The sequence below is a fragment of the Acinetobacter sp. AS5 genome (assembly GCF_048957595.1).
GTDB lineage: Bacteria > Pseudomonadota > Gammaproteobacteria > Pseudomonadales > Moraxellaceae > Acinetobacter.
The window spans coordinates 1-19,269 of record NZ_JARDAL010000031.1 but is presented as its reverse complement, the minus strand read 5'-3'; the positions used below and the strand labels follow the sequence as shown (position 1 = coordinate 19,269).

The 19,269-nt window shown below is 45.3% G+C and carries 18 protein-coding genes; 9 read left to right on the top strand and 9 right to left on the bottom strand.

Going from position 1 to position 19,269, the window contains the following annotated elements; genetic code table 11:
* Position 1: 1 nt before the first annotated feature.
* The 6 genes from cysG to rplU form a co-directional block, all read right to left on the bottom strand.
* A complete protein-coding gene (gene cysG, locus PV763_RS11050) occupies positions 2 to 1,384 on the bottom strand; it encodes a siroheme synthase CysG (protein ID WP_420937840.1) in 1,383 nt (460 codons plus the stop codon).
* Positions 1,385 to 1,456: 72 nt separating this feature from the next.
* A complete protein-coding gene (gene serS / locus PV763_RS11045; protein ID WP_420937839.1) occupies positions 1,457 to 2,728 on the bottom strand; it encodes a serine--tRNA ligase in 1,272 nt (423 codons plus the stop codon).
* 100 nt (positions 2,729 to 2,828) lie between these two features.
* On the bottom strand, positions 2,829 to 3,590 hold the full coding sequence (locus tag PV763_RS11040; protein WP_420937838.1) for an RsiV family protein: 762 nt from the start codon (positions 3,588 to 3,590) through the stop codon (positions 2,829 to 2,831).
* A 169-nt stretch (positions 3,591 to 3,759) separates the two neighbouring features.
* Positions 3,760 to 4,455, bottom strand: coding sequence for an outer membrane lipoprotein chaperone LolA (gene lolA / locus PV763_RS11035; RefSeq protein WP_420937837.1), 696 nt, complete (start codon positions 4,453 to 4,455; stop codon positions 3,760 to 3,762).
* Between the two features lie 246 nt (positions 4,456 to 4,701).
* Positions 4,702 to 4,956, bottom strand: a complete 255-nt coding sequence (gene rpmA, locus PV763_RS11030; protein WP_004280639.1) for a 50S ribosomal protein L27 — start codon at positions 4,954 to 4,956, stop codon at positions 4,702 to 4,704.
* 19 nt (positions 4,957 to 4,975) lie between these two features.
* A complete protein-coding gene (gene rplU, locus PV763_RS11025; protein ID WP_004280640.1) occupies positions 4,976 to 5,287 on the bottom strand; it encodes a 50S ribosomal protein L21 in 312 nt (103 codons plus the stop codon).
* 446 nt (positions 5,288 to 5,733) lie between these two features.
* Between rplU and sdsA the strand changes: the two genes are divergently transcribed.
* From sdsA to PV763_RS10980, 9 genes are all read left to right on the top strand, one after another.
* Positions 5,734 to 6,711 (top strand): All-trans-nonaprenyl-diphosphate synthase, encoded by a 978-nt coding sequence (sdsA, locus tag PV763_RS11020; protein ID WP_004280641.1) that lies wholly within the window; start codon positions 5,734 to 5,736, stop codon positions 6,709 to 6,711.
* A 15-nt stretch (positions 6,712 to 6,726) separates the two neighbouring features.
* The gene (locus PV763_RS11015) at positions 6,727 to 8,775 is read left to right on the top strand and encodes a site-specific recombinase (protein ID WP_253099835.1); all 2,049 of its coding nucleotides are present in this window, start codon (positions 6,727 to 6,729) and stop codon (positions 8,773 to 8,775) included.
* A 151-nt stretch (positions 8,776 to 8,926) separates the two neighbouring features.
* Positions 8,927 to 9,529, top strand: a complete 603-nt coding sequence (locus PV763_RS11010) for a phosphatase PAP2 family protein (protein ID WP_219308715.1) — start codon at positions 8,927 to 8,929, stop codon at positions 9,527 to 9,529.
* 36 nt (positions 9,530 to 9,565) lie between these two features.
* Positions 9,566 to 10,834: an efflux RND transporter periplasmic adaptor subunit gene (locus PV763_RS11005; protein ID WP_004814853.1), complete on the top strand. Its 1,269-nt coding sequence runs from the start codon at positions 9,566 to 9,568 to the stop codon at positions 10,832 to 10,834.
* 12 nt (positions 10,835 to 10,846) lie between these two features.
* Complete coding sequence (locus tag PV763_RS11000; RefSeq protein WP_311203737.1) at positions 10,847 to 14,023, top strand: efflux RND transporter permease subunit; 3,177 nt, start codon at positions 10,847 to 10,849, stop codon at positions 14,021 to 14,023.
* On the top strand, positions 14,023 to 15,489 hold the full coding sequence (adeK, locus tag PV763_RS10995) for a multidrug efflux RND transporter AdeIJK outer membrane channel subunit AdeK (RefSeq protein ID WP_004280647.1): 1,467 nt from the start codon (positions 14,023 to 14,025) through the stop codon (positions 15,487 to 15,489). Before PV763_RS11000 ends, adeK begins: the two co-directional genes overlap by 1 nt.
* 108 nt (positions 15,490 to 15,597) lie before the next feature.
* On the top strand, positions 15,598 to 15,954 hold the full coding sequence (locus PV763_RS10990) for a YbjQ family protein (protein WP_005104015.1): 357 nt from the start codon (positions 15,598 to 15,600) through the stop codon (positions 15,952 to 15,954).
* Positions 15,955 to 15,957: 3 nt separating this feature from the next.
* A complete protein-coding gene (locus tag PV763_RS10985) occupies positions 15,958 to 16,407 on the top strand; it encodes a YbjQ family protein (protein ID WP_004731922.1) in 450 nt (149 codons plus the stop codon).
* A gap of 197 nt (positions 16,408 to 16,604) precedes the next feature.
* The gene (locus tag PV763_RS10980) at positions 16,605 to 17,279 is read left to right on the top strand and encodes a DUF1345 domain-containing protein (protein ID WP_138743321.1); all 675 of its coding nucleotides are present in this window, start codon (positions 16,605 to 16,607) and stop codon (positions 17,277 to 17,279) included.
* A gap of 120 nt (positions 17,280 to 17,399) precedes the next feature.
* Here PV763_RS10980 and PV763_RS10975 read toward each other — a convergent pair whose 3' ends face one another.
* The 3 genes from PV763_RS10975 to PV763_RS10965 form a co-directional block, all read right to left on the bottom strand.
* Positions 17,400 to 17,897: a DUF2505 family protein gene (locus PV763_RS10975; RefSeq protein ID WP_004280652.1), complete on the bottom strand. Its 498-nt coding sequence runs from the start codon at positions 17,895 to 17,897 to the stop codon at positions 17,400 to 17,402.
* A 149-nt stretch (positions 17,898 to 18,046) separates the two neighbouring features.
* Positions 18,047 to 18,322 carry a hypothetical protein gene (locus tag PV763_RS10970; RefSeq protein WP_195725699.1) on the bottom strand — a complete coding sequence of 92 codons (276 nt, stop codon included), beginning with the start codon at positions 18,320 to 18,322 and terminating at the stop codon, positions 18,047 to 18,049.
* Positions 18,323 to 18,579: 257 nt separating this feature from the next.
* Entirely contained in the window at positions 18,580 to 19,065 is a 486-nt protein-coding gene (locus tag PV763_RS10965; protein WP_420937836.1) for a hypothetical protein, read from the bottom strand.
* Between the last annotated feature and the right edge of the window lie 204 nt (positions 19,066 to 19,269).

Genomic DNA, 19,269 nt, shown 5'->3' with positions numbered 1-19,269 from the left:
CTTATCCTCGCTCATGCCATTGCAATTGTTCACGTAAGCGTACAACTTCACCAATAATGGTCAAAGTCGGTGCCTGAATCTGATGTTCGGACACTTTGGATGCAATGTCAGCAAGGGTTCCCACGACGACTTTCTGTTCAGGCGTCGTACCTTTAGAAACCAAGGCCACCGGCATGTCGGCTCGCTGACCATGAGCGATTAATTCTGCACAGATTTTCTCCAGTCCAACCAGTCCCATATAGAGCACTAAGGTCTGGTTTTCATAGACCAACTCACTCCAAGGCAATTCTGGCGAACCTTCTTTTAAGTGACCTGTCAGAAAACGCACACTTTGCGCATAATCACGATGGGTTAATGGAATACCGGCATAGGCTGAACAGCCTGAAGCTGCGGTAATTCCTGGAACCACCTGGAAAGTAATCCCTGCAGCAAATAGCTCTTCAATCTCTTCACCGCCACGCCCGAAGATAAATGGATCACCGCCTTTCAGACGACAAACCCGTTTTCCTTCACTGGCATATTTCACCAACAAGGCATTAATCCCATCTTGCGGAACTGCATGATTGGAACGTGCCTTACCCACATAGATCTTTTCCGCATCACGGCGGCACAGCTCCATAATTGGCGCTGAAACCAGACGGTCGTAAATGACCACATCAGCCTGCTGCATCAAACGTAGGGCTTTTAAGGTTAACAGTTCTGGATCACCAGGACCCGCACCGACCAAGTAGACTTCACCTTTCGGCTTTTGCCATTCTTGTAATGCTTGCTCGATCAGGCGATCTGCTTCCGCGATATTGTCGTTGAACACCTGTTCTTTTAGCGGACTGGCATATAAATCTTCCCAGAAAATACGACGTTCATCCGGATTGACAATTTTAGCCTTAACCGCACTGCGCCATTTTCCTGAAAATTCAGCCAGCTTGCCCATACCATGCGGAATAGTCGTTTCAAGCTGAGTCCGGATCTGCCGCGACAACACGGGCGACGTACCATTCGATGCCACTGAAATCACCAATGGCGAACGGTCAATAATTGCAGGAACCATAAAGCGGCAATGCGGCGGATCATCAACGCTATTGACCAGGACATTTTCCGCTTCACACAATTCAAAGACCTGACGATTGGTCTCTGCATCATCAGTCGCCGCAATCACCAGTCGATATGAACGTAACGCAACTTCAGGATGAAAAGCTGCCTGCACATAGTGTCCTTGGCTATTTTGCACAATTCGCAGCAGACTCTCTTCAATTTCAGGCGCAATCACATGAATGATCGCACCTGCTTTTTGTAGGAGAAGTGCTTTACGGTATGCAATATGTCCACCACCGACAATCAGACAAGGTTGCTGTTGCAACTTTAACGAGATTGGAAAAATATCCACGAACTACCTCAAAATTTTAAATCTGCTGTCTATGCAATTTTCATGCACATTTAGGGATGCTGAGATCGACAATTAGTCGATATAAGTCGCACCACCCATATATGGACGTAATACTTCAGGAATCTCAATCGAGCCATCGGCGCGCTGATAGTTTTCCATCACTGCAAGTAAAGTACGACCCACGGCCAGACCTGAACCATTCAAGGTATGTACAAATTCAGTTTTCTTCTGATCAGCACGGTAACGCGCTTTCATACGACGTGCCTGGAAGTCCCCCATGTTTGAGCATGAAGAAATTTCACGATAGGTATTTTGGCTTGGTACCCAAACTTCCAGGTCATAAGTCTTGGTCGCACCAAAGCCCATGTCACCACCACAAAGTAAAATTTTACGATATGGAAGTCCAAGTGCCTGCAAGATGCCTTCAGCATGGCCAGTCAATTCTTCAAGCACTTGCATCGAAGTTTCAGGCTTCACAATTTGAACCATTTCGACTTTGTCGAATTGGTGCTGACGGATCAAACCGCGGGTATCACGACCATAAGAACCTGCTTCGCTACGGAAACATGGCGTGTGCGCTGCATATTTCAGTGGCAGACGGTCTGCATCAATAATTTCATCACGTACGAAATTCGTCACTGGCACTTCAGCAGTTGGAATCAGATAAAACTCTTTTTCGCCCTGCAGCTTAAACAGATCTTCTTCAAATTTAGCCAGCTGACCAGTCCCACGCAATGAATCTGCATTGACCAGATAAGGCACATAGGCTTCGGTATAACCATTTTGATCAGTATGCGTATTTAGCATGAACTGGGTAATGGCACGTTGTAAACGCGCCAATGGACCTTTCAATACACTGAAGCGTGAACCAGTTAATTTGGTCGCGGTTTCAAATTCAAGACCGCCCATCATTTCGCCCAGATCCGTATGGTCTTTGATTTCGAAATCAAATTCACGCGGTGTACCCCATTTCAGGATTTCCACGTTATCGCTTTCGTCTTTACCTTCAGGCACAGCTTCATCTGGCAAGTTTGGAATAGATAATAATTTTTCTTCAAGCTCAGCTTGCAGTTCAGCCAGTGCTGCTTCAGCCGCTTTGATTTCATCACCAATCGCAGACATGCGAGTCATGATTTCAGATGCGTCGCCACCTGCTTTTTTAATTTGACCGACTTGTTTGGCACCGGCATTACGTTCAGCTTGCAGTGTTTCTGTCTTGGACTGAATCTCTTTACGGCGTGCTTCTAGGGATGCCCACTCTTCAACATTGAGTTGAACACCACGTTTTGCCAAGGCTACATTTACAGCCTCAATATTATTTCTGAGTAATTTCGGGTCGATCATAATCAATCTTTGCAGAAGAAAAAAACTGGCTATAGTGTAAGCTCTTAGCATTAAAAAATACAGTGACCAAGACCACGGCTGCGTCCTATTAGCACAATATTTAGGAAGCTGTCTGCTGCAAAATGGCTAAATATTCAGGGCGAATCACTTCATTTAAATCCGCATATGACACTTTTAATTCAGGCATTCCTGCTGCTGCCGGAGCTAGTTCGCCTGCCGGATACACCATCACCAGACCTGTTGTATCAAAATAATAGTTATCACTCAATTTTAACTGCTGTTGTTGAATACCCTGCGTATTCAGCCATTGAGTATTGGTTCGATACATCGCATTCAGCAGTTTCTGCTCACCACCATTTAATAACAGTTGAGACAAAGCCAAACGTTTTTTCTGTTTTAGATCAAAATTGATATATTCCGTATGAGTCATCAGCTTGGACTGATTGCGAGGTAGATTGGAACTTTTTAAGGCAAAAGAAGCCAGATGGGCACGCTGACCGACAAATTCCACCTTGATAAAGCGCTGATCCAGATAATACGGCTCATCGGCTTTTTTAGGATTTTTCTGGGTGACCTTGGTGAATGCAACAGGTTCGGTATGCTGTATCCGCTCAATAAAATATTGATTAATCCAGTCAATATTGCTGTCCACTGTTTGTAGATCAAAGCGTACACAACCTTCTATTTCACACACCACTTTGGCTGCCCCTTTCACAGGAACGCTCTTGGCTTCAATCTGCACAACACGGTCTGTTTGCGCGAGCGTTGCCACTGAGCTGGATTGAGGTTGACAACCCATCATACCCACAGTGAGTAATAAGACAGCGTAGATTCCAACTGTTCTAAATAGATTATTCTTCATCCTGAGCTCCCAAAATTTTGCAATTCCATTGACTCGACTTTTATTTATTCTAAGATGCTCTCCTGTTTAGATATAGCTGAACCTTGTAGCCTGCTCAAAAAAATCCTGATGATCGGCAATAAAAAAGCAACCTCGAAAGGTTGCTTTTTTAGTTGGTTCATATTGATGCTTATTGATCAATAATGTCCGTACCTTTTGGTGGAGTAAAGTTAAAGGTAGAGGCTGGAATACTGCTATTTACTTTTACATTGCTAAATTTGATATGGGTGGTTTGTCCCAATGAATCCTGCAAGATCATCAAGCTTGGTGCTTTGTTCGCGCCAAAGCTAATGGTCAGGCTTTCAAACACACCATCGGTATTTTTAGGATATAGCGTGTAATAGGTTTTGCCTTTATTTGGCTGAGTCACCCGGTAAGACTGCATAATCTGGCTGGTGTTTCCTGACAGCAATAACGCCGGTGTATTGGCAACCTGCTCATCTAAGCTTTGACGAACGGCTTGCTGCAAGTCCGGATCATAAATCCAGACGGTTTTACCCGTGGTTGCAATGACTTGCTTCGACGGTGCAGTCGTTTCCCAATAGAATTTACCCGGACGCGCGACTTTCATCACGCCTTTAAAGGTTTGATTCATATGTTGTGCAGTCAAACCTTTTTTCTGGGTCGCTCTCGGGTTGGTTACCTTGGTGCTTTGTTCGAAATTTGCCGTCATGCTACGCACATGATTGAGCTGTTTGACCAGACTGGCTGTTGCCTGTTGCTCCGAAGCTGCCACAGGTGCAGCAAACACGGTTGTACTCATCACCGGTGCTAAAGTCACTGCACCCAGAGCCATAGCACAGACGGTTTTACGAAGCATATTCATAATTTCACCTTTATATTTTGCGTGATCGCAATTTATTTGATAGCTCATCTTAAACGAAAATTAAAAGCTAAAATGATAGAAAATAAGAACTTTTGTATTGTTATTAATTCGAAACCGGTTTTTTTGTTCATCATTATGAAGATTTCAGGACAATTTTTACATTATGGAATGTCGCTTAATCTGCCTATTAATTTTCAGGCATAAAAAAACCCACAATAACTGTGGGCTTTTTTCTATCTCAGCGAATTACGCGTCAACAGATACGTAGCGACGGCCGAATTGACCTTTCACTTCGAATTTTACTACGCCATCAGCAGTAGCAAATAATGTATGGTCACGACCCATACCAACGTTTTGACCAGCGTGGAATTCAGTACCACGTTGACGAACGATGATGTTACCTGCAGTTACAGTTTGACCACCGTAAACTTTAACACCTAACATCTTAGGATTCGAATCACGACCGTTCTTAGTCGAACCACCGGCTTTTTTAGTTGCCATGTCTATTTACTCCTCGTAATTAGCCTGAAATAGCTGTAATTTTCAACTCAGTGAACCATTGACGGTGACCTTGTTGTTTACGGTAGTGTTTACGACGACGCATTTTGATGATGCGGATTTTGTCGTGACGACCATGGCTAACTACTTCAGCAGTTACAGTAGCACCAGCAACAACTGGAGCACCGATTTGAATGCTTTCACCGTTAACAAGCATCAATACGTCATCAAACGTAATAGTCGCGCCAGTTTCAGCTTTCAATAATTCTACTTTAAGGGTTTCACCCTCAACTACACGGTGCTGTTTACCACCGCTTTGGATTACTGCGTACATAATGTACTCCAAACAAGCCCGTGCCGTCGTGCCGATAAAGGAATATATCGAACTTAAGACGTACGCCACTGGGGGGATATCTAAGGGCGAGGATTTTAAGGGATATTCAAAAAAACAACAAGCCATTTTACTGAAATAATAATGAGCAGGATGCGCTAATTATTTAACTATTAAATAATTTCTATCAAATCAAATACTCAAGATATATTCAGCAACAAAATAATACAGCAGAAATCCGGCCAGTTTGATTAATATACTCAGCCTGACGAATAGGGCCACGCCCCTGACCTTTCCTGATTTTTTATGGCTCAAAATATGGATCGAATCTACATAAGATCTATAAAAAGCTGATTTTTAGTGGAGTTTATGCATTTCTTAGGTTTCACTCATGTTATAAATTGTTAAACTACGCCCAGCGATTTACCAGACTAGAGGTTTTCTTTCACATGACCATCGACTTTAAGCAAGACATTCTCGCGCCTGTTGCTAACGACTTTGCTGCGATGGACACATTCATTAATGAAGGAATTACCTCAAAAGTTGCATTAGTGATGGCTGTCAGCAAACATGTGGTAGAAGCGGGTGGCAAACGTATGCGCCCGATTATGTGCCTTTTGGCCGCCAAGGCGTGTGGTGCTGAAAATTTAGAACCGCACCGCAAACTGGCTGCAATCATTGAGATGCTGCATACCGCAACACTGGTGCATGATGATGTGGTGGATGAGTCTGGCCTGCGCCGTGGCCGCCCGACGGCCAATGCGACCTGGAATAACCAGACTGCGGTTTTAGTCGGTGACTTTCTGATTTCACGTGCTTTTGATTTGCTGGTCGATCTGAACAACATGGTGTTGCTCAAAGATTTTTCGACCGGTACCTGTGAAATTGCTGAAGGTGAAGTGCTGCAACTACAATCCCAGCATCAACCGGAAACCACTGAAGCGACTTATTTGAATATTATTCATGGCAAAACTTCGCGCCTGTTTGAACTGGCCACCGAAGGTGCTGCCATTTTGTCGGATAAAGATGAATTCCGTCAGCCTTTAAAAACCTTTGCCGGACATTTCGGCAATGCTTTCCAGATTATTGATGACATTTTAGATTACACCTCCGATGCGGACACGCTCGGCAAAAATATTGGTGATGATCTGATGGAAGGTAAACCGACCCTGCCATTGATTGCGGCACTGAAAAACACCACCGGTGAGCAACATGAAATCATCCGTCGCAGTATTGCGACTGGCGGTACGGAACATCTGGAACAGGTCATTCAAATTGTCAATGAATCTGGTGCGCTGGATTATTGCCGTCAACGTGCTACAGAAGAAACTGAAATTGCAATTGATGCCTTACAGGCATTACCTGACTCCGAATATCGTCAGGCCCTGATTAATCTGGCCAAACTGGCCCTACACCGAATTCAGTAACTTTTAAACTCGCCTATGCATATTAATTTTCTAGATCTTTTTCAAAACATGCAACACCAGCTTGAACAACCTCGGGCGGTGCTGGATGAAAATCTTCTGATTGAACTGGTTGAAAGAATCAGACCTGAAGACAGCAGAAATACCGAAGAGATCGAAGCGAAATTCAATGCATTTATCCGGGCTTTATTACTCACCCCGAATGCGGTTGCCACGCTTCAAACCTTTACCCTGCGGATCATTAACCGCTATAAACAGACCGGTCTGTTTTCCGATACCGGCATTTTGTCTCTAGATGGATTCTGGAACCAGCTAAACCAGCGCCTTGGTGCACATGTCTTGCCGCTGATTCCTGACCATCAACAACTTCAGGAATTATTTCGCAAGGTTTTTTATCAACGTACTGATAAATACTGGCTAGACTATTTTGATGAAGATGACTGGCAACGTTTATTTGCAGTCCTGAATCAGGGACATTCCAATCAACCTGAAAAAACCCGGATTAAAGACCAGCTAATCAAGGCACTGACCATTTTGTCGTACCGGATCAGTGGTATTGGTCTGCACCCTGAATTTATTAATGCCCAGCCTGAACTGATGGAATACGAATCTCCTTTTCTGGTGCAGAATCGTGAGATTAACGAGTTTATTCAGGAATATAAAAAACGTTATAACACAGTCACCCTGGTCGATTCGATTACCCCACCGGATGCCTCACAAGCGCTGGTGATGCTGGAACAATGTCATGATGTCGTGGCCAAGATTCGCCGTTCTACCAAGCGGACTGGCGTCAGTGTCAGCCTGACCTATATGCTGGCACTGCTAGAACAGTGTCTGGAACGGGTTGAGATTCTGCTGAATATGGTGATGGATGACGATGATCTGCGTTATCAATCCATTGGCCTGTTTATGGCGGACATTACTGAAGCAATTTATAGTGAACGCAGTGTGCGGGCCCTGCTGGCTACCAATAGTGAACTTTTAGCTTTACAGGTAACTGAAAATGCCAGCAAGACTGGTGAACATTATGTGAGTACCGACAAGCAAGGCTTTCTGGCCATGTATAAATCGGCTGCAGGGGCTGGTGCCATCATCGCAACAATGGCCACCTTAAAAGTTCTGATGACACGCCTCACCATGGCCCCTTTGATGCAGGCCTTTAGCTATAGCATGAACTATTCGCTAGGCTTTATGCTAATTCATGTGCTGCATTTTACCGTGGCAACCAAACAGCCGGCGATGACTGCTGCCGCACTGGCTGCTACCGTACAGCAGCGTAAAGGCTCGAAAATGGCTCAGATTGCCGAGCTGGCTGCGCTGATTGTAAATATCATCCGCACCCAGTTTGTCGCCATTCTGGGCAATATTTCGATTGCGATTCCAGTAGCAGCATTGATTACCCTGCTGTGGGATTTTGCGCTGCATGAACCTTTAATGAATCATGCCAAGGCTGCCAAAACCCTGCATGACCTGAATCCGTTTACTTCGTTGGCAATTCCGCATGCAGCGATTGCCGGGGTATGTCTGTTCCTGTCCGGATTATTGGCCGGTTATTTTGACAATATGGCCGTTTACCGCAAAGTTGGTCCGCGCCTGAAAGCCCATGTGCGGTTATCTCAGCTGATGGGGCAAGAACGTCTTTACCGTTTTGCTGATTATATCGAACGCAATCTGGGTGCACTGGCGGGTAATTTTATTTTCGGGATCATGCTCGGCAGTATGGGTACCCTTGGTTTTATTCTCGGTCTGCCACTGGATATTCGCCATATCGCCTTTGCCTCTGCCAACTTTATTCAGGGTCTAATTACGATCAATGGTCCCGATATCGGCTTGATCGTAGTGTCTTTTCTGGGTGTGTTACTCATTGGCCTGACCAACTTGTTTGTCAGTTTCACTCTGACGATTATTGTAGCCTTACGCGCACGCCGGGTGCGTTTTGAACAGTGGAAACCTTTGGCAAAACTGGTCATGACGCACTTCCTGACCCGACCTAGTGATTTCTTCTGGCCACCCAAGCAAAGCATTGAAATTGACGAAAATCATACATCGACAAAAACTCAAAACTGAGATAATTACACTATATTTAGCAACAAATTCCTTACGAAAAAAATGGAATTCGCATAAAATACGCACACTTGAAAAAAAGTGTACTGACAAGTACACTTTGGTCAGACAATTGACCGATCTGCGAACGGTTAAAAGGACAAGGATTTTTGGCATGCATTACTTGTTACTTTTTGTCGGTATTTTATTTTTAATTTTCAGTGTGTTCATCCTGAATATTCCCGCTTTAAACGAGCTCGACTTGCAAGCTGTGGAATGGATGAGTCTGTATCGCACCGAGTTTTGGAATCAAATTACTCAGTCCTTATCCTTAATAGGTGGCATGCCATTTGTATTATTTTTATCCACGCTATGGTGTATTGCATTGCTGTGGTATAAAAAGTATACAAACGCAATTTTTATATGTATCGGAATTATCGGAGGAATTCTCCTAGCTTGGCTGTTGAAATTTGCAATTGCCCGACCCCGACCACCAGAATCCTTGCATCTGGTTGAAAGCTTTGGAAGTTCCTTTCCAAGTGCCCATAGTCTATATGCGGCCTGTCTGGCGTGTCTGGCAATTTACATCCATCGGCAACATTCCCGTTATACCCTCACTGTGATTGGTGCAGTGGTATGGATGTTGATGATGGGGATCTCAAGAGTTTATCTGGGTGTACATTTTCCTTCAGATGTCATATCCGGCTGGAGTATCAGTTTTATTTGGATTTCGTTGTGGTATATGGTCTGGATCAGATATTGCGCGGCTCACAAATAAGAAAATTTAGATATAAATCTAATTAGAGGTGGAATAATGATGTCTGCAAAGCTTTGGGCACCTGCCCTGACTGCTTGCGCAATGGCAACAAGTCTTGCACTTGTTGGTTGTAGCAAAGATCCTAAAGAGGGCCAGCAAGCTGGTGCTCAACAACAAATGCCACCGACTGAAGTCGGTGTTCTTGTTGCACAACCGCAAAGTGTAGAGCAGTCTGTAGAGCTCTCAGGTCGTACAACAGCATTTGAAATTTCAGACGTACGTCCACAAGCCAGTGGCGTGGTGCTTAAACGCTTGTTCACGGAAGGCAGCTATGTGCGTGAAGGTCAGGCCTTATATGAAATCGATTCAAGCACCAACCGCACTACAGTAGACAATGCCCGTGCAGCGATTGCCCGTGCTGAAGCCAATCTGGGCGTATTGCGTGTGAAGGAAGGCCGTTACCGTCAACTGGTCGGTACCAATGCCATTTCCAAACAGGAATATGATGACATCGCGGCACAGGTCAAACTGGCTGAAGCTGATTTGAATGCCAATCGCGCAACTTTGCGTAATGCAGAAATCAACTTGGGCTATTCGACTGTACGCGCGCCGATTTCAGGCCAGACCAACCGTTCGTCTGTGACGGCGGGTGCTTTGGTAACAGCGAATCAGCCAGAGCCATTGGTAACGATTCAGCGTCTAGATCCCATCTATGTAGATATCAACCAGTCAAGTGCCGAGCTTTTACGTTTACGTCAACAGCTTAATCAAGGCAGCTTGAACAGCTCTAACAATACCAAAGTCAAGTTAAAGCTTGAAGATGGCAGTATCTACCCGGTTGAAGGCCGTCTTGCATTCTCTGATGCTAGCGTGAACCCGGAAACAGGTACCGTGACTTTACGTGCGGTATTCCCGAACAAAAATCATCTGCTTCTTCCAGGTATGTTTGCCACTGCGCAAATCGTACAGGGTGAAGTACCGAATGCTTTCCTGATTCCGCAAGCAGCTTTGACTCGTACCCCAACAGGTCAGGCAATGGCGATGCTGGTCGGTGCTGACAATAAAGTGACGCCACGTCCAGTGACTACCGTTGGTTCTCAAGGCAGCAACTGGATTGTGACTGAAGGTCTGAATCCAGGCGATAAAGTGATTGTAGATGGTATTGCGAAAGTAAAACCGGAACAACAGGTCGTGGCTAAACCTTACCAGCCTCAAGCTGCTGCACCACAGGGTGCTGCACAACCTGCTGCCCAACAACCAGGTGCAGCGCAAAAAGCGGATGATGCAAAAGAACAATCTGAACAAAAACCTGCTGCTAAAGCATAAGGAGTAAGGTTTATGGCTCAATTCTTTATTCATCGTCCTATCTTTGCCTGGGTGATTGCATTGGTGATTATGCTGGCGGGTATTTTGACCCTGACCAAAATGCCGATTGCCCAGTATCCAACCATTGCACCGCCTACAGTCACGATTTCTGCGACTTATCCAGGTGCATCTGCTGAAACGGTCGAAAATACTGTAACCCAGATCATCGAGCAGCAAATGAATGGTCTGGATGGACTGCGTTATATCTCATCTAACAGTGCGGGTAACGGTTCTTCGTCTATTTCCTTGAACTTTGAACAAGGTGTCGATCCTGATATCGCACAGGTTCAGGTCCAGAACAAATTACAGTCTGCGACTGCCCTGCTGCCTGAAGATGTACAGCGTCAGGGTGTGCGTGTTACCAAATCAGGCGCCAGCTTCCTGCAGGTATTGGCTTTCTATTCACCTGATGGCAGCATGACCGCCGATGATATCAAAGACTATGTAAATTCGAACATTTCTGAACCTTTAAGCCGTGTGGCTGGGGTGGGTGAAGTTCAGGTCTTTGGTGGTTCTTATGCTATGCGAATCTGGCTTGATCCAGCCAAAATGGCGAGCCTGCAAGTCACGCCAAGTGATATTGCGACTGCCATCCGTACCCAGAATGCTCAGGTCGCTGTGGGTCAACTCGGTGGTGCACCCGCTGTTGAAGGACAAGTCCTGAATGCGACTGTCACTGCACAAAGCCTGCTGCAAACTCCAGAACAGTTCAGCAATATCTTCCTGAAAAACACCACTTCGGGCGCGCAAGTCCGTCTGGGTGATGTTGCACGGGTTGAACTTGGTGCAGATAATTATCAGTTTGATTCGAAGTTTAACGGTAAACCAGCTGGTGGTGTGGCAATTAAACTTGCCACTGGTGCTAATGCGCTTGATACAGCCCAAGCAGTAGAAGAACGCTTAGAGCAGTTACGTCCGAACTATCCGCAAGGCATGGTCGACCAACTGGCTTTTGACACCACGCCATTTATTGAACTGTCAATCAAGAGTGTAGTTAAAACGCTAATCGAAGCAATTATTCTGGTGTTCCTGGTCATGTTCCTGTTCCTGCAGAACTGGCGTGCTACCATTATTCCAACCATGGCAGTTCCAGTCGTGGTATTGGGTACCTTTGCCGTGATTAATGTCTTCGGCTTCTCGATTAATACCCTAACCATGTTTGCCATGGTACTGGCGATTGGTCTTCTGGTCGATGACGCGATTGTTGTGGTCGAGAACGTCGAACGGGTCATGGTGGAAGAGCATCTGGATCCGGTTTCTGCAACTGAAAAGTCGATGAAACAGATTTCTGGTGCACTGATTGGTATTACCTCGGTGCTATCGGCAGTATTCGTTCCAATGGCTTTCTTCGGTGGAACCACCGGGGTTATTTATCGTCAGTTCTCGATTACGCTGGTCACAGCAATGGTCTTGTCGCTGATAGTGGCATTAACCTTTACCCCTGCCCTATGTGCGACCCTGCTGAAACAGCATGATCCGAACAAGCCGCAAAGTAATGGTATATTTGCGCGTTTCTTCCGCTGGTTTAATAGCAGTTTTGACAAGGTTTCTGTGAAATATCAGGGCGGCGTCAACCGTATGACTCATAGCAAGATTTTCTCAGGCGTGGTGTATGCCGTGGTACTGGGTATTATTGTGCTGTTATTCCAGAAACTGCCTTCTTCGTTCTTACCGGATGAAGACCAGGGCGTGGTCATGACGCTGGTTCAGTTACCGCCAAATGCAACCTTGGAACGTACCGACAAAGTGGTCAGCACCATGACCAACTATTTCTTGGAAAACGAGAAAGAGCATGTCGAGTCCGTGTTTAGTGTGGCAGGTTTCTCCTTCACGGGTGTGGGACAAAACGCAGGTCTGGCATTTATTAAACTGAAAGACTGGTCAGAGCGTAACAGTCCGGAAGCTCAAGTCGGTGCCATTATTCAACGTGGTATGGCGCTGAACATGATTGTCAAAGATGCGTCTTACATCATGCCACTGCAATTACCTGCAATGCCTGAACTGGGTGTGTCGGCTGGCTTTAACTTACAGCTCAAAGCTGCAAGTGGTCAAAGTCATGACCAGCTCCTGGCAGCACGTAATACCATCCTCGGTCTAGCAGCACAAGACTCGCGTCTGGCTGGTGTACGTCCGAATGGTCAGGAAGATAATCCACAGTACCGTGTCATTGTCGATCATGCACAAGCCGGTGCATTGGGCGTGAGTGTTGCTGAAATTAACAGTACCATGGGTATTGCTTGGGGCGGTTCGTATATCAATGACTTCATTGATCGCGGTCGTGTCAAGAAAGTCTATGTTCAGGGTGAAGCTGGCTCGCGTATGATGCCGGAAGATCTGGACCAATGGTATGTGCGTAATAATCGCGGTGAAATGGTGCCATTCTCGGCGTTTGCCACAGGCGAATGGACCTACGGTTCTCCACGTCTTGAGCGTTATAACGGCGTATCGTCCATGAACATTCAGGGTACACCTGCTCCGGGTATCAGCTCGGGTGATGCAATGGTGGCCATGGAAGAAATTGTAGCGAAGTTACCAGAAATGGGCTTGCAAGGTTTCGACTTCGAATGGACAGGTCTGTCTTTAGAAGAGCGTGAATCTGGTGCACAGGCGCCGTTCCTGTATGCCTTGTCACTGCTGATCGTCTTCCTGTGTCTGGCAGCCCTATATGAAAGCTGGTCGATTCCATTCTCGGTTCTACTGGTGGTCCCATTGGGTATTGTCGGTGCATTATTACTCACCTTTGGTGGAATGGTATTACTGCAAAATCCGAACCTGTCGAATAACATTTACTTCCAGGTGGCGATTATTGCCGTGATTGGTCTTTCTGCGAAAAATGCGATCTTGATTGTCGAGTTTGCGAAAGAATTGCAGGAACAAGGTGAAGAGTTATTTGAAGCAACCTTGCATGCGGCAAAAATGCGTTTACGTCCAATTATCATGACCACGTTGGCCTTTGGTTTTGGTGTATTACCGCTTGCTCTGGCTTCAGGTGCAGGTGCAGGTAGCCAGCATTCAGTCGGTTATGGTGTACTCGGCGGCGTGATCAGCTCGACCTTGTTAGGTATCTTCTTTATCCCGGTATTCTACGTGTGGATTCGAAGTGTCTTTAAATACAAACCAAAACAACAAAATCAGGAGTATAAGTCGTAATGCAAAATGTATGGTCTATTACAGGTCGTAGCATTGCGGTATCTGCCCTTGCGCTTGCTTTGACGGCCTGTCAAAGCATGCGCAGTCCAGAGCCGGTTGCGCAGGCAGATATCCCGAGCAGCTATACCAATGCGTCTGGTACTTCTGTAGCAGAACAGGGTTATAAAAACTTTTTTGCCGATCAGCGCCTGTTACAGGTGCTGGATCTGGCATTAAACAATAACCGTGATTTGCGTATTGCTGCCCTCAATATTCAACGAGCTCAGCAACAGTATCAGATTACTGAAAACAACCAGTTACCGACGATTGGTGCCAGTGGTAGCGTATTGCGCCAGGACACCATGAATTCCCAGAATCGTGGTGCAGTGACGACTTATAATGTCGGACTGGGTGTAACTGCGTATGAACTAGATTTTTGGGGACGTGTCCGCAGCTTGCGTGACAATGCACTGGATAGTTTCCTGGCGACCCAAAGTGCGCGAGATGCGACGCAAATTGCCTTGATTGGTCAGGTGTCTCAGGCTTGGCTCAGCTATTCGTTTGCCAATGCCAATCTGGCTTTGGCTGAACAAACACTAAAAGCTCAGCTTGAATCTTTCAATCTGAACAAGAAACGTTTTGATGTCGGGATCGACAGCGAGCTTCCAGTGCGTCAGGCGCAAATCTCGGTTGAAACAGCACGTAATGATGTTGCGAATTACCGCACTCAGGTAGCACAGGCACAAAACCTGTTAAACCTGCTGGTCGGTCAGCAAGTGCCTGCGAATTTATTACCAGCACAACGCGTAACCCGCATCACTTCAAATACTGCATTGGGTTCAGGCTTGCCAAGTGATCTATTAATTAACCGTCCAGATGTCCGTGCAGCAGAGTATCGTCTGTCTGCGGCGGGTGCCAATATTGCCGCAGCACGTGCACGTCTGTTCCCGACGATTAGTCTGACTGGTTCAGCAGGTTATGCCTCTACTGATTTAGGCGACCTGTTTAAATCAGGTAGTTTTGCCTGGTCATTTGGTCCAAGTCTGGATATTCCAATTTTTGATTGGGGTACCCGTCAGGCCAATATCCGTATTTCTGAAACCGATCAGCAAATTGCCTTGTCAGATTACGAAAAGTCGATTCAGACTGCTTTCCGTGAAGTGAATGATGCCTTGGCGGTACGTCAGAATATTGGTGACCGTCTGGCAGCTCAGCGCCGTCTGGTCGAAGCAACCAACACCACCTATCGCTTGTCTCAGGCACGTTTCCGCGCCGGAATTGACAGCTATCTGACTGTACTGGATGCACAGCGTGCGTCTTATGCAGCAGAACAAGGTTTGTTATTGCTTGAACAGGCCAATCTGAACAATCAGGTTGAAGTCTACAAAACCCTGGGGGGCGGCTTGAAAGTCAACACGACGGATACCTTGCCGAATACCCCGTCTGTGTCTGAACAGCGCCGTGCGGCAGAACAGCCAGCGCAATAAATTCTAGACAGATCAAGAAAAGCTCACTTCGGTGGGCTTTTTTTTATTGCATTTTCAAGGCAGTTTTCCTATTGTCATAGACCAGCAATTTATTTAGAAAACATGCACATGTTACTTAGCAATCTGGAATCTGTACCGGGTCATACCATTCGCCAGCAAATTGATGTGGTGTATGGCAGTACCGTACGCAGCAAACATGTCGGACGTGACTTACTGGCCGGCCTGAAAAATATTGTCGGTGGTGAGCTTACCGCCTATACCGAACTGCTGGAAGAATCCCGTCAGGAAGCCATGAACCGCATGATTGAAAAAGCCCGTAGTATGGGTGCCAATGCGATTGTCGGCATTCGTTTCTCGACCTCTAATATCGCCCAAGGTGCTTCTGAACTCTTTGTTTATGGGACAGCCGTAGTCGTTGATCCGATCATGCCGAAATTGCCCGACCCTTTTCCGCAGGCAGATTAAAGCATGGATGGTTTAATTCTCCAGATCATCATTTTTGCCATTCTGTTTAGTGTTGGTTTCGGTTTTGGACGTTATAACGAAGGTAAACATTTTCGTTATCTGGATGAACAGGAACAACGTCTGGCCTATATCCGGGTGAACAATAGCCGCTTCGTTGTGTCTGAATATTCCGGACAGATGATCAGCAGCAATGTGGTCATTTCCCATGATTATTTTAAATATGCGATTGCCAATGTACAGAATATGCTGGGTGGCCGTCTGACCAGCTATGAAAGTGTAGTAGAACGCGCACGACGTGAAGCGATTGTACGTTTAAAACTGGAAGCCGAAAAAATCGGGGCGACTCAGATTATGGGTATTCGGCTCAGCACCACTGAACTCGGTATGCAAGGTGGCATGGTGGAAGTCTTTGCTTATGGCACTGCAATCCAACAACCCGCTCAATCCGTTTAAACATCGGTTCAAAAAAAAATTTATCGAGAGGATCACGCCTGCTGCGCGATCCGCGCAGTCAAATTAGTTCGACACCTTTAGGAAGAAATGTCGTAGAGGAAATAACTGAGGCTGATACTCAGGCCGGTGCAATCTTCTTTATTGCAAACGGTTCTGTGCTAGGATCTTGAGAAGTCAGCAAAACAAATATAAATGGCATGATGCAGCTTCTTCAATCTATAAAAACGGCACTTCAATCCCGTCTGTATTTCTTTATTATTTTCCCAGCCATCATTGGATTTTATCTGGTTTTACAGACAGTCACCCCTTTGAGCTGGTCAAGCTGCCTCTTGATCAGCTGGAATATCGCGATTTACGCTTATTTATTATTGACCATAAAAAAACTCTGGCGTATTGATCATGCTCATATTCTGCAACGCGCCATGCAACAGGATGCCAGCAAATGGATCATTCTGTTTCTGGTGATCATCACCCTGATCATGTGTTTTATAGCGATTATTATTGAAATTAATCATTTACCCAAAGACACTACCATCCGAACCGGCCATTTAATCTTGTCAGTTCTGACCATTATTTCAGCCTGGTTCTTGATGCATACGATTTTTGCAATTCATTATGCGCATGACTTTTATTTGGCGCTCGACAAACAGCAACAAGGCGGACTGGATTTTCCAAATACCACCAGACCGACTTATCCAGACTTTCTATATTTTAGTTATATCATCGGGACTTCTGCGCAAACTGCAGATGTATCCATTACTTGCCAATCCATGCGGGTTTTAAATACCCTACATTTGCTTTTGGCTTACGGATTCAATACCACCATTCTGGCCATCAGCATTAATGTAACGGCAAACTTTATCAGCACTTAAAAAGTTTTTTGGATAGTGGCAGTACCCTGAAAATAGCGATCTACCGCCCAATCAGCTACCACTACCCTGCGTCTAACCTGACCAGTTTTTAAATTAGGTCAATCACAGTATTTGATTGCTTCAAGCGGTGAGACCTTTACGCAATTCATCTTCGACGATGCTGAGTTCAATTTCACTAAATTTACGAATCTCACCTTCAGCATGCTTTTCTAGCATGCCACCCAGCAAAGGCACTTTGACTTTGACTGTCCAGTTTAACTGGAACTGGATCTGGTCTTCATCTCCAGTGACTGCACGCTGACAGATGGCCTCGATCGGCAAGTTCGCACCGAGTTGTACCGTCGAAGTCATTTCATTCAGATCACTGACATCGGTACGCTGCAAACGGAATGCATCTTTGAGTAATTTTTTTGCGATATCCGGAATATTAACATCCAGATTATAAGCGCGTTTCAGGGTATACATATGCCCCTGCTTTTCCGAAACCAGGATTTCCAAGTTTTGCGCAGGAATTCGATGGCAAACTGCCTCATGCAAACGAATATCATTGGCCAAACGCTTAAATTCATCAATAGACACGCCATTGATAATTGCTTTCACGGTGAACTGATGTGCCATGCCATTTTTTCCTTATTTTTATTACGATATTCGCCTATGCCACTCTCGGCTGATGCGAATAAAAATCAGATACAGAGATGACTCTGCAATTTATATCAACTTTATAGCGGATGTCATTATTCTTTTATCGGGAAATTCCGGCAGCCCGGTCAATGTTTGCAACATAGTTTTACTGAAAGCTGTGCCTGTCCACAGCTGATCTGTAGCTGCGCTTCGCCATAATAAATCACGGCATGAAACTCATCGGCACCATCATCTAGACCGGAAATATAGTATTCTGTACCAACCGGAAAATCCTGCAACCAGTCAACCTTATAAAAATCCGAGACCGAATCAAACTGCAAATACAGTTCAGGCTCAGCTTCGATCTTCATCGCCAGTGCAATAAACTTCTGTAATTGTGCTTGATGAAAATCAATGATCATAGCGCTCCTGCCTTTTTAGTCCGGATCATTGCTCGCCAGACTTCGTACATTTTAAATGACTATTTCAAGAATAGGACTCACGAGTCTTGAGGTTTTTCTAGCGCAAGATTATGGCTTAAAGGAGATAAATTATATGGGCTATTCTGCCAAGAGGCAGAAAAAATCTGAGCTAAGGCATGAGATACCTTTTCTGAATTACAATGGCTTAAGTACGTAACCTGAAATCTTCAGTCGTAGAGAATGACTGAAAGTTCTGTCTAAGCACAGTCAGAATGCAAAAGATCGCTGCGGATTTCCTGACGATGCTCTTCTCCAAAACGGTCAACATGCGCATAGAATACGCCATAGCGACCGACATAATATTCCAGTGACTGATCATAAAAATTCCAGAAAATAGACCATTCGCCTAAATCCATCTGACGAATCTGGGTGCCACTGTGCATCGGCATTTTTTGTAATAGTTCTTGCTGTAACTGTTCGGCCTGTGCCCGATTCTCAATATGTACCTGCCGTTGAAAGAATAGCTGTGCCACATCGTCAAACAGTTCCAGTTCATAAGCATCCACCAGATGTACTTGCTGCTCTTGTTCGATGATCTCTTGCTCTGTCATGCTGGAAATCTGTGCCGGTTTTTCTAGACGCTGACGCGCCAGATGGCGCTGAGCTTTATAGATCTTTCTGCCTACGATCCAGGCAGCATTCAACATGAATAAAACACATAACAAGAGCAGTAATTTCAGCATGGTTGATGATCTCATGTGACTAATTTTATTTTTATGGTTATAGGATCAAGATTCATTTGAATAGTCCCTTTTGACTCAGCATACGTCTATTTTTTGTACAGTGCAAACTTGAGGCTTATTTTTACTATTTGGTGGTGTATCAAAAAGTATGCTAAAAAAAAGCAGGTTGAATTTTGATAAAATAGAGAAATGCAAATAACTCTA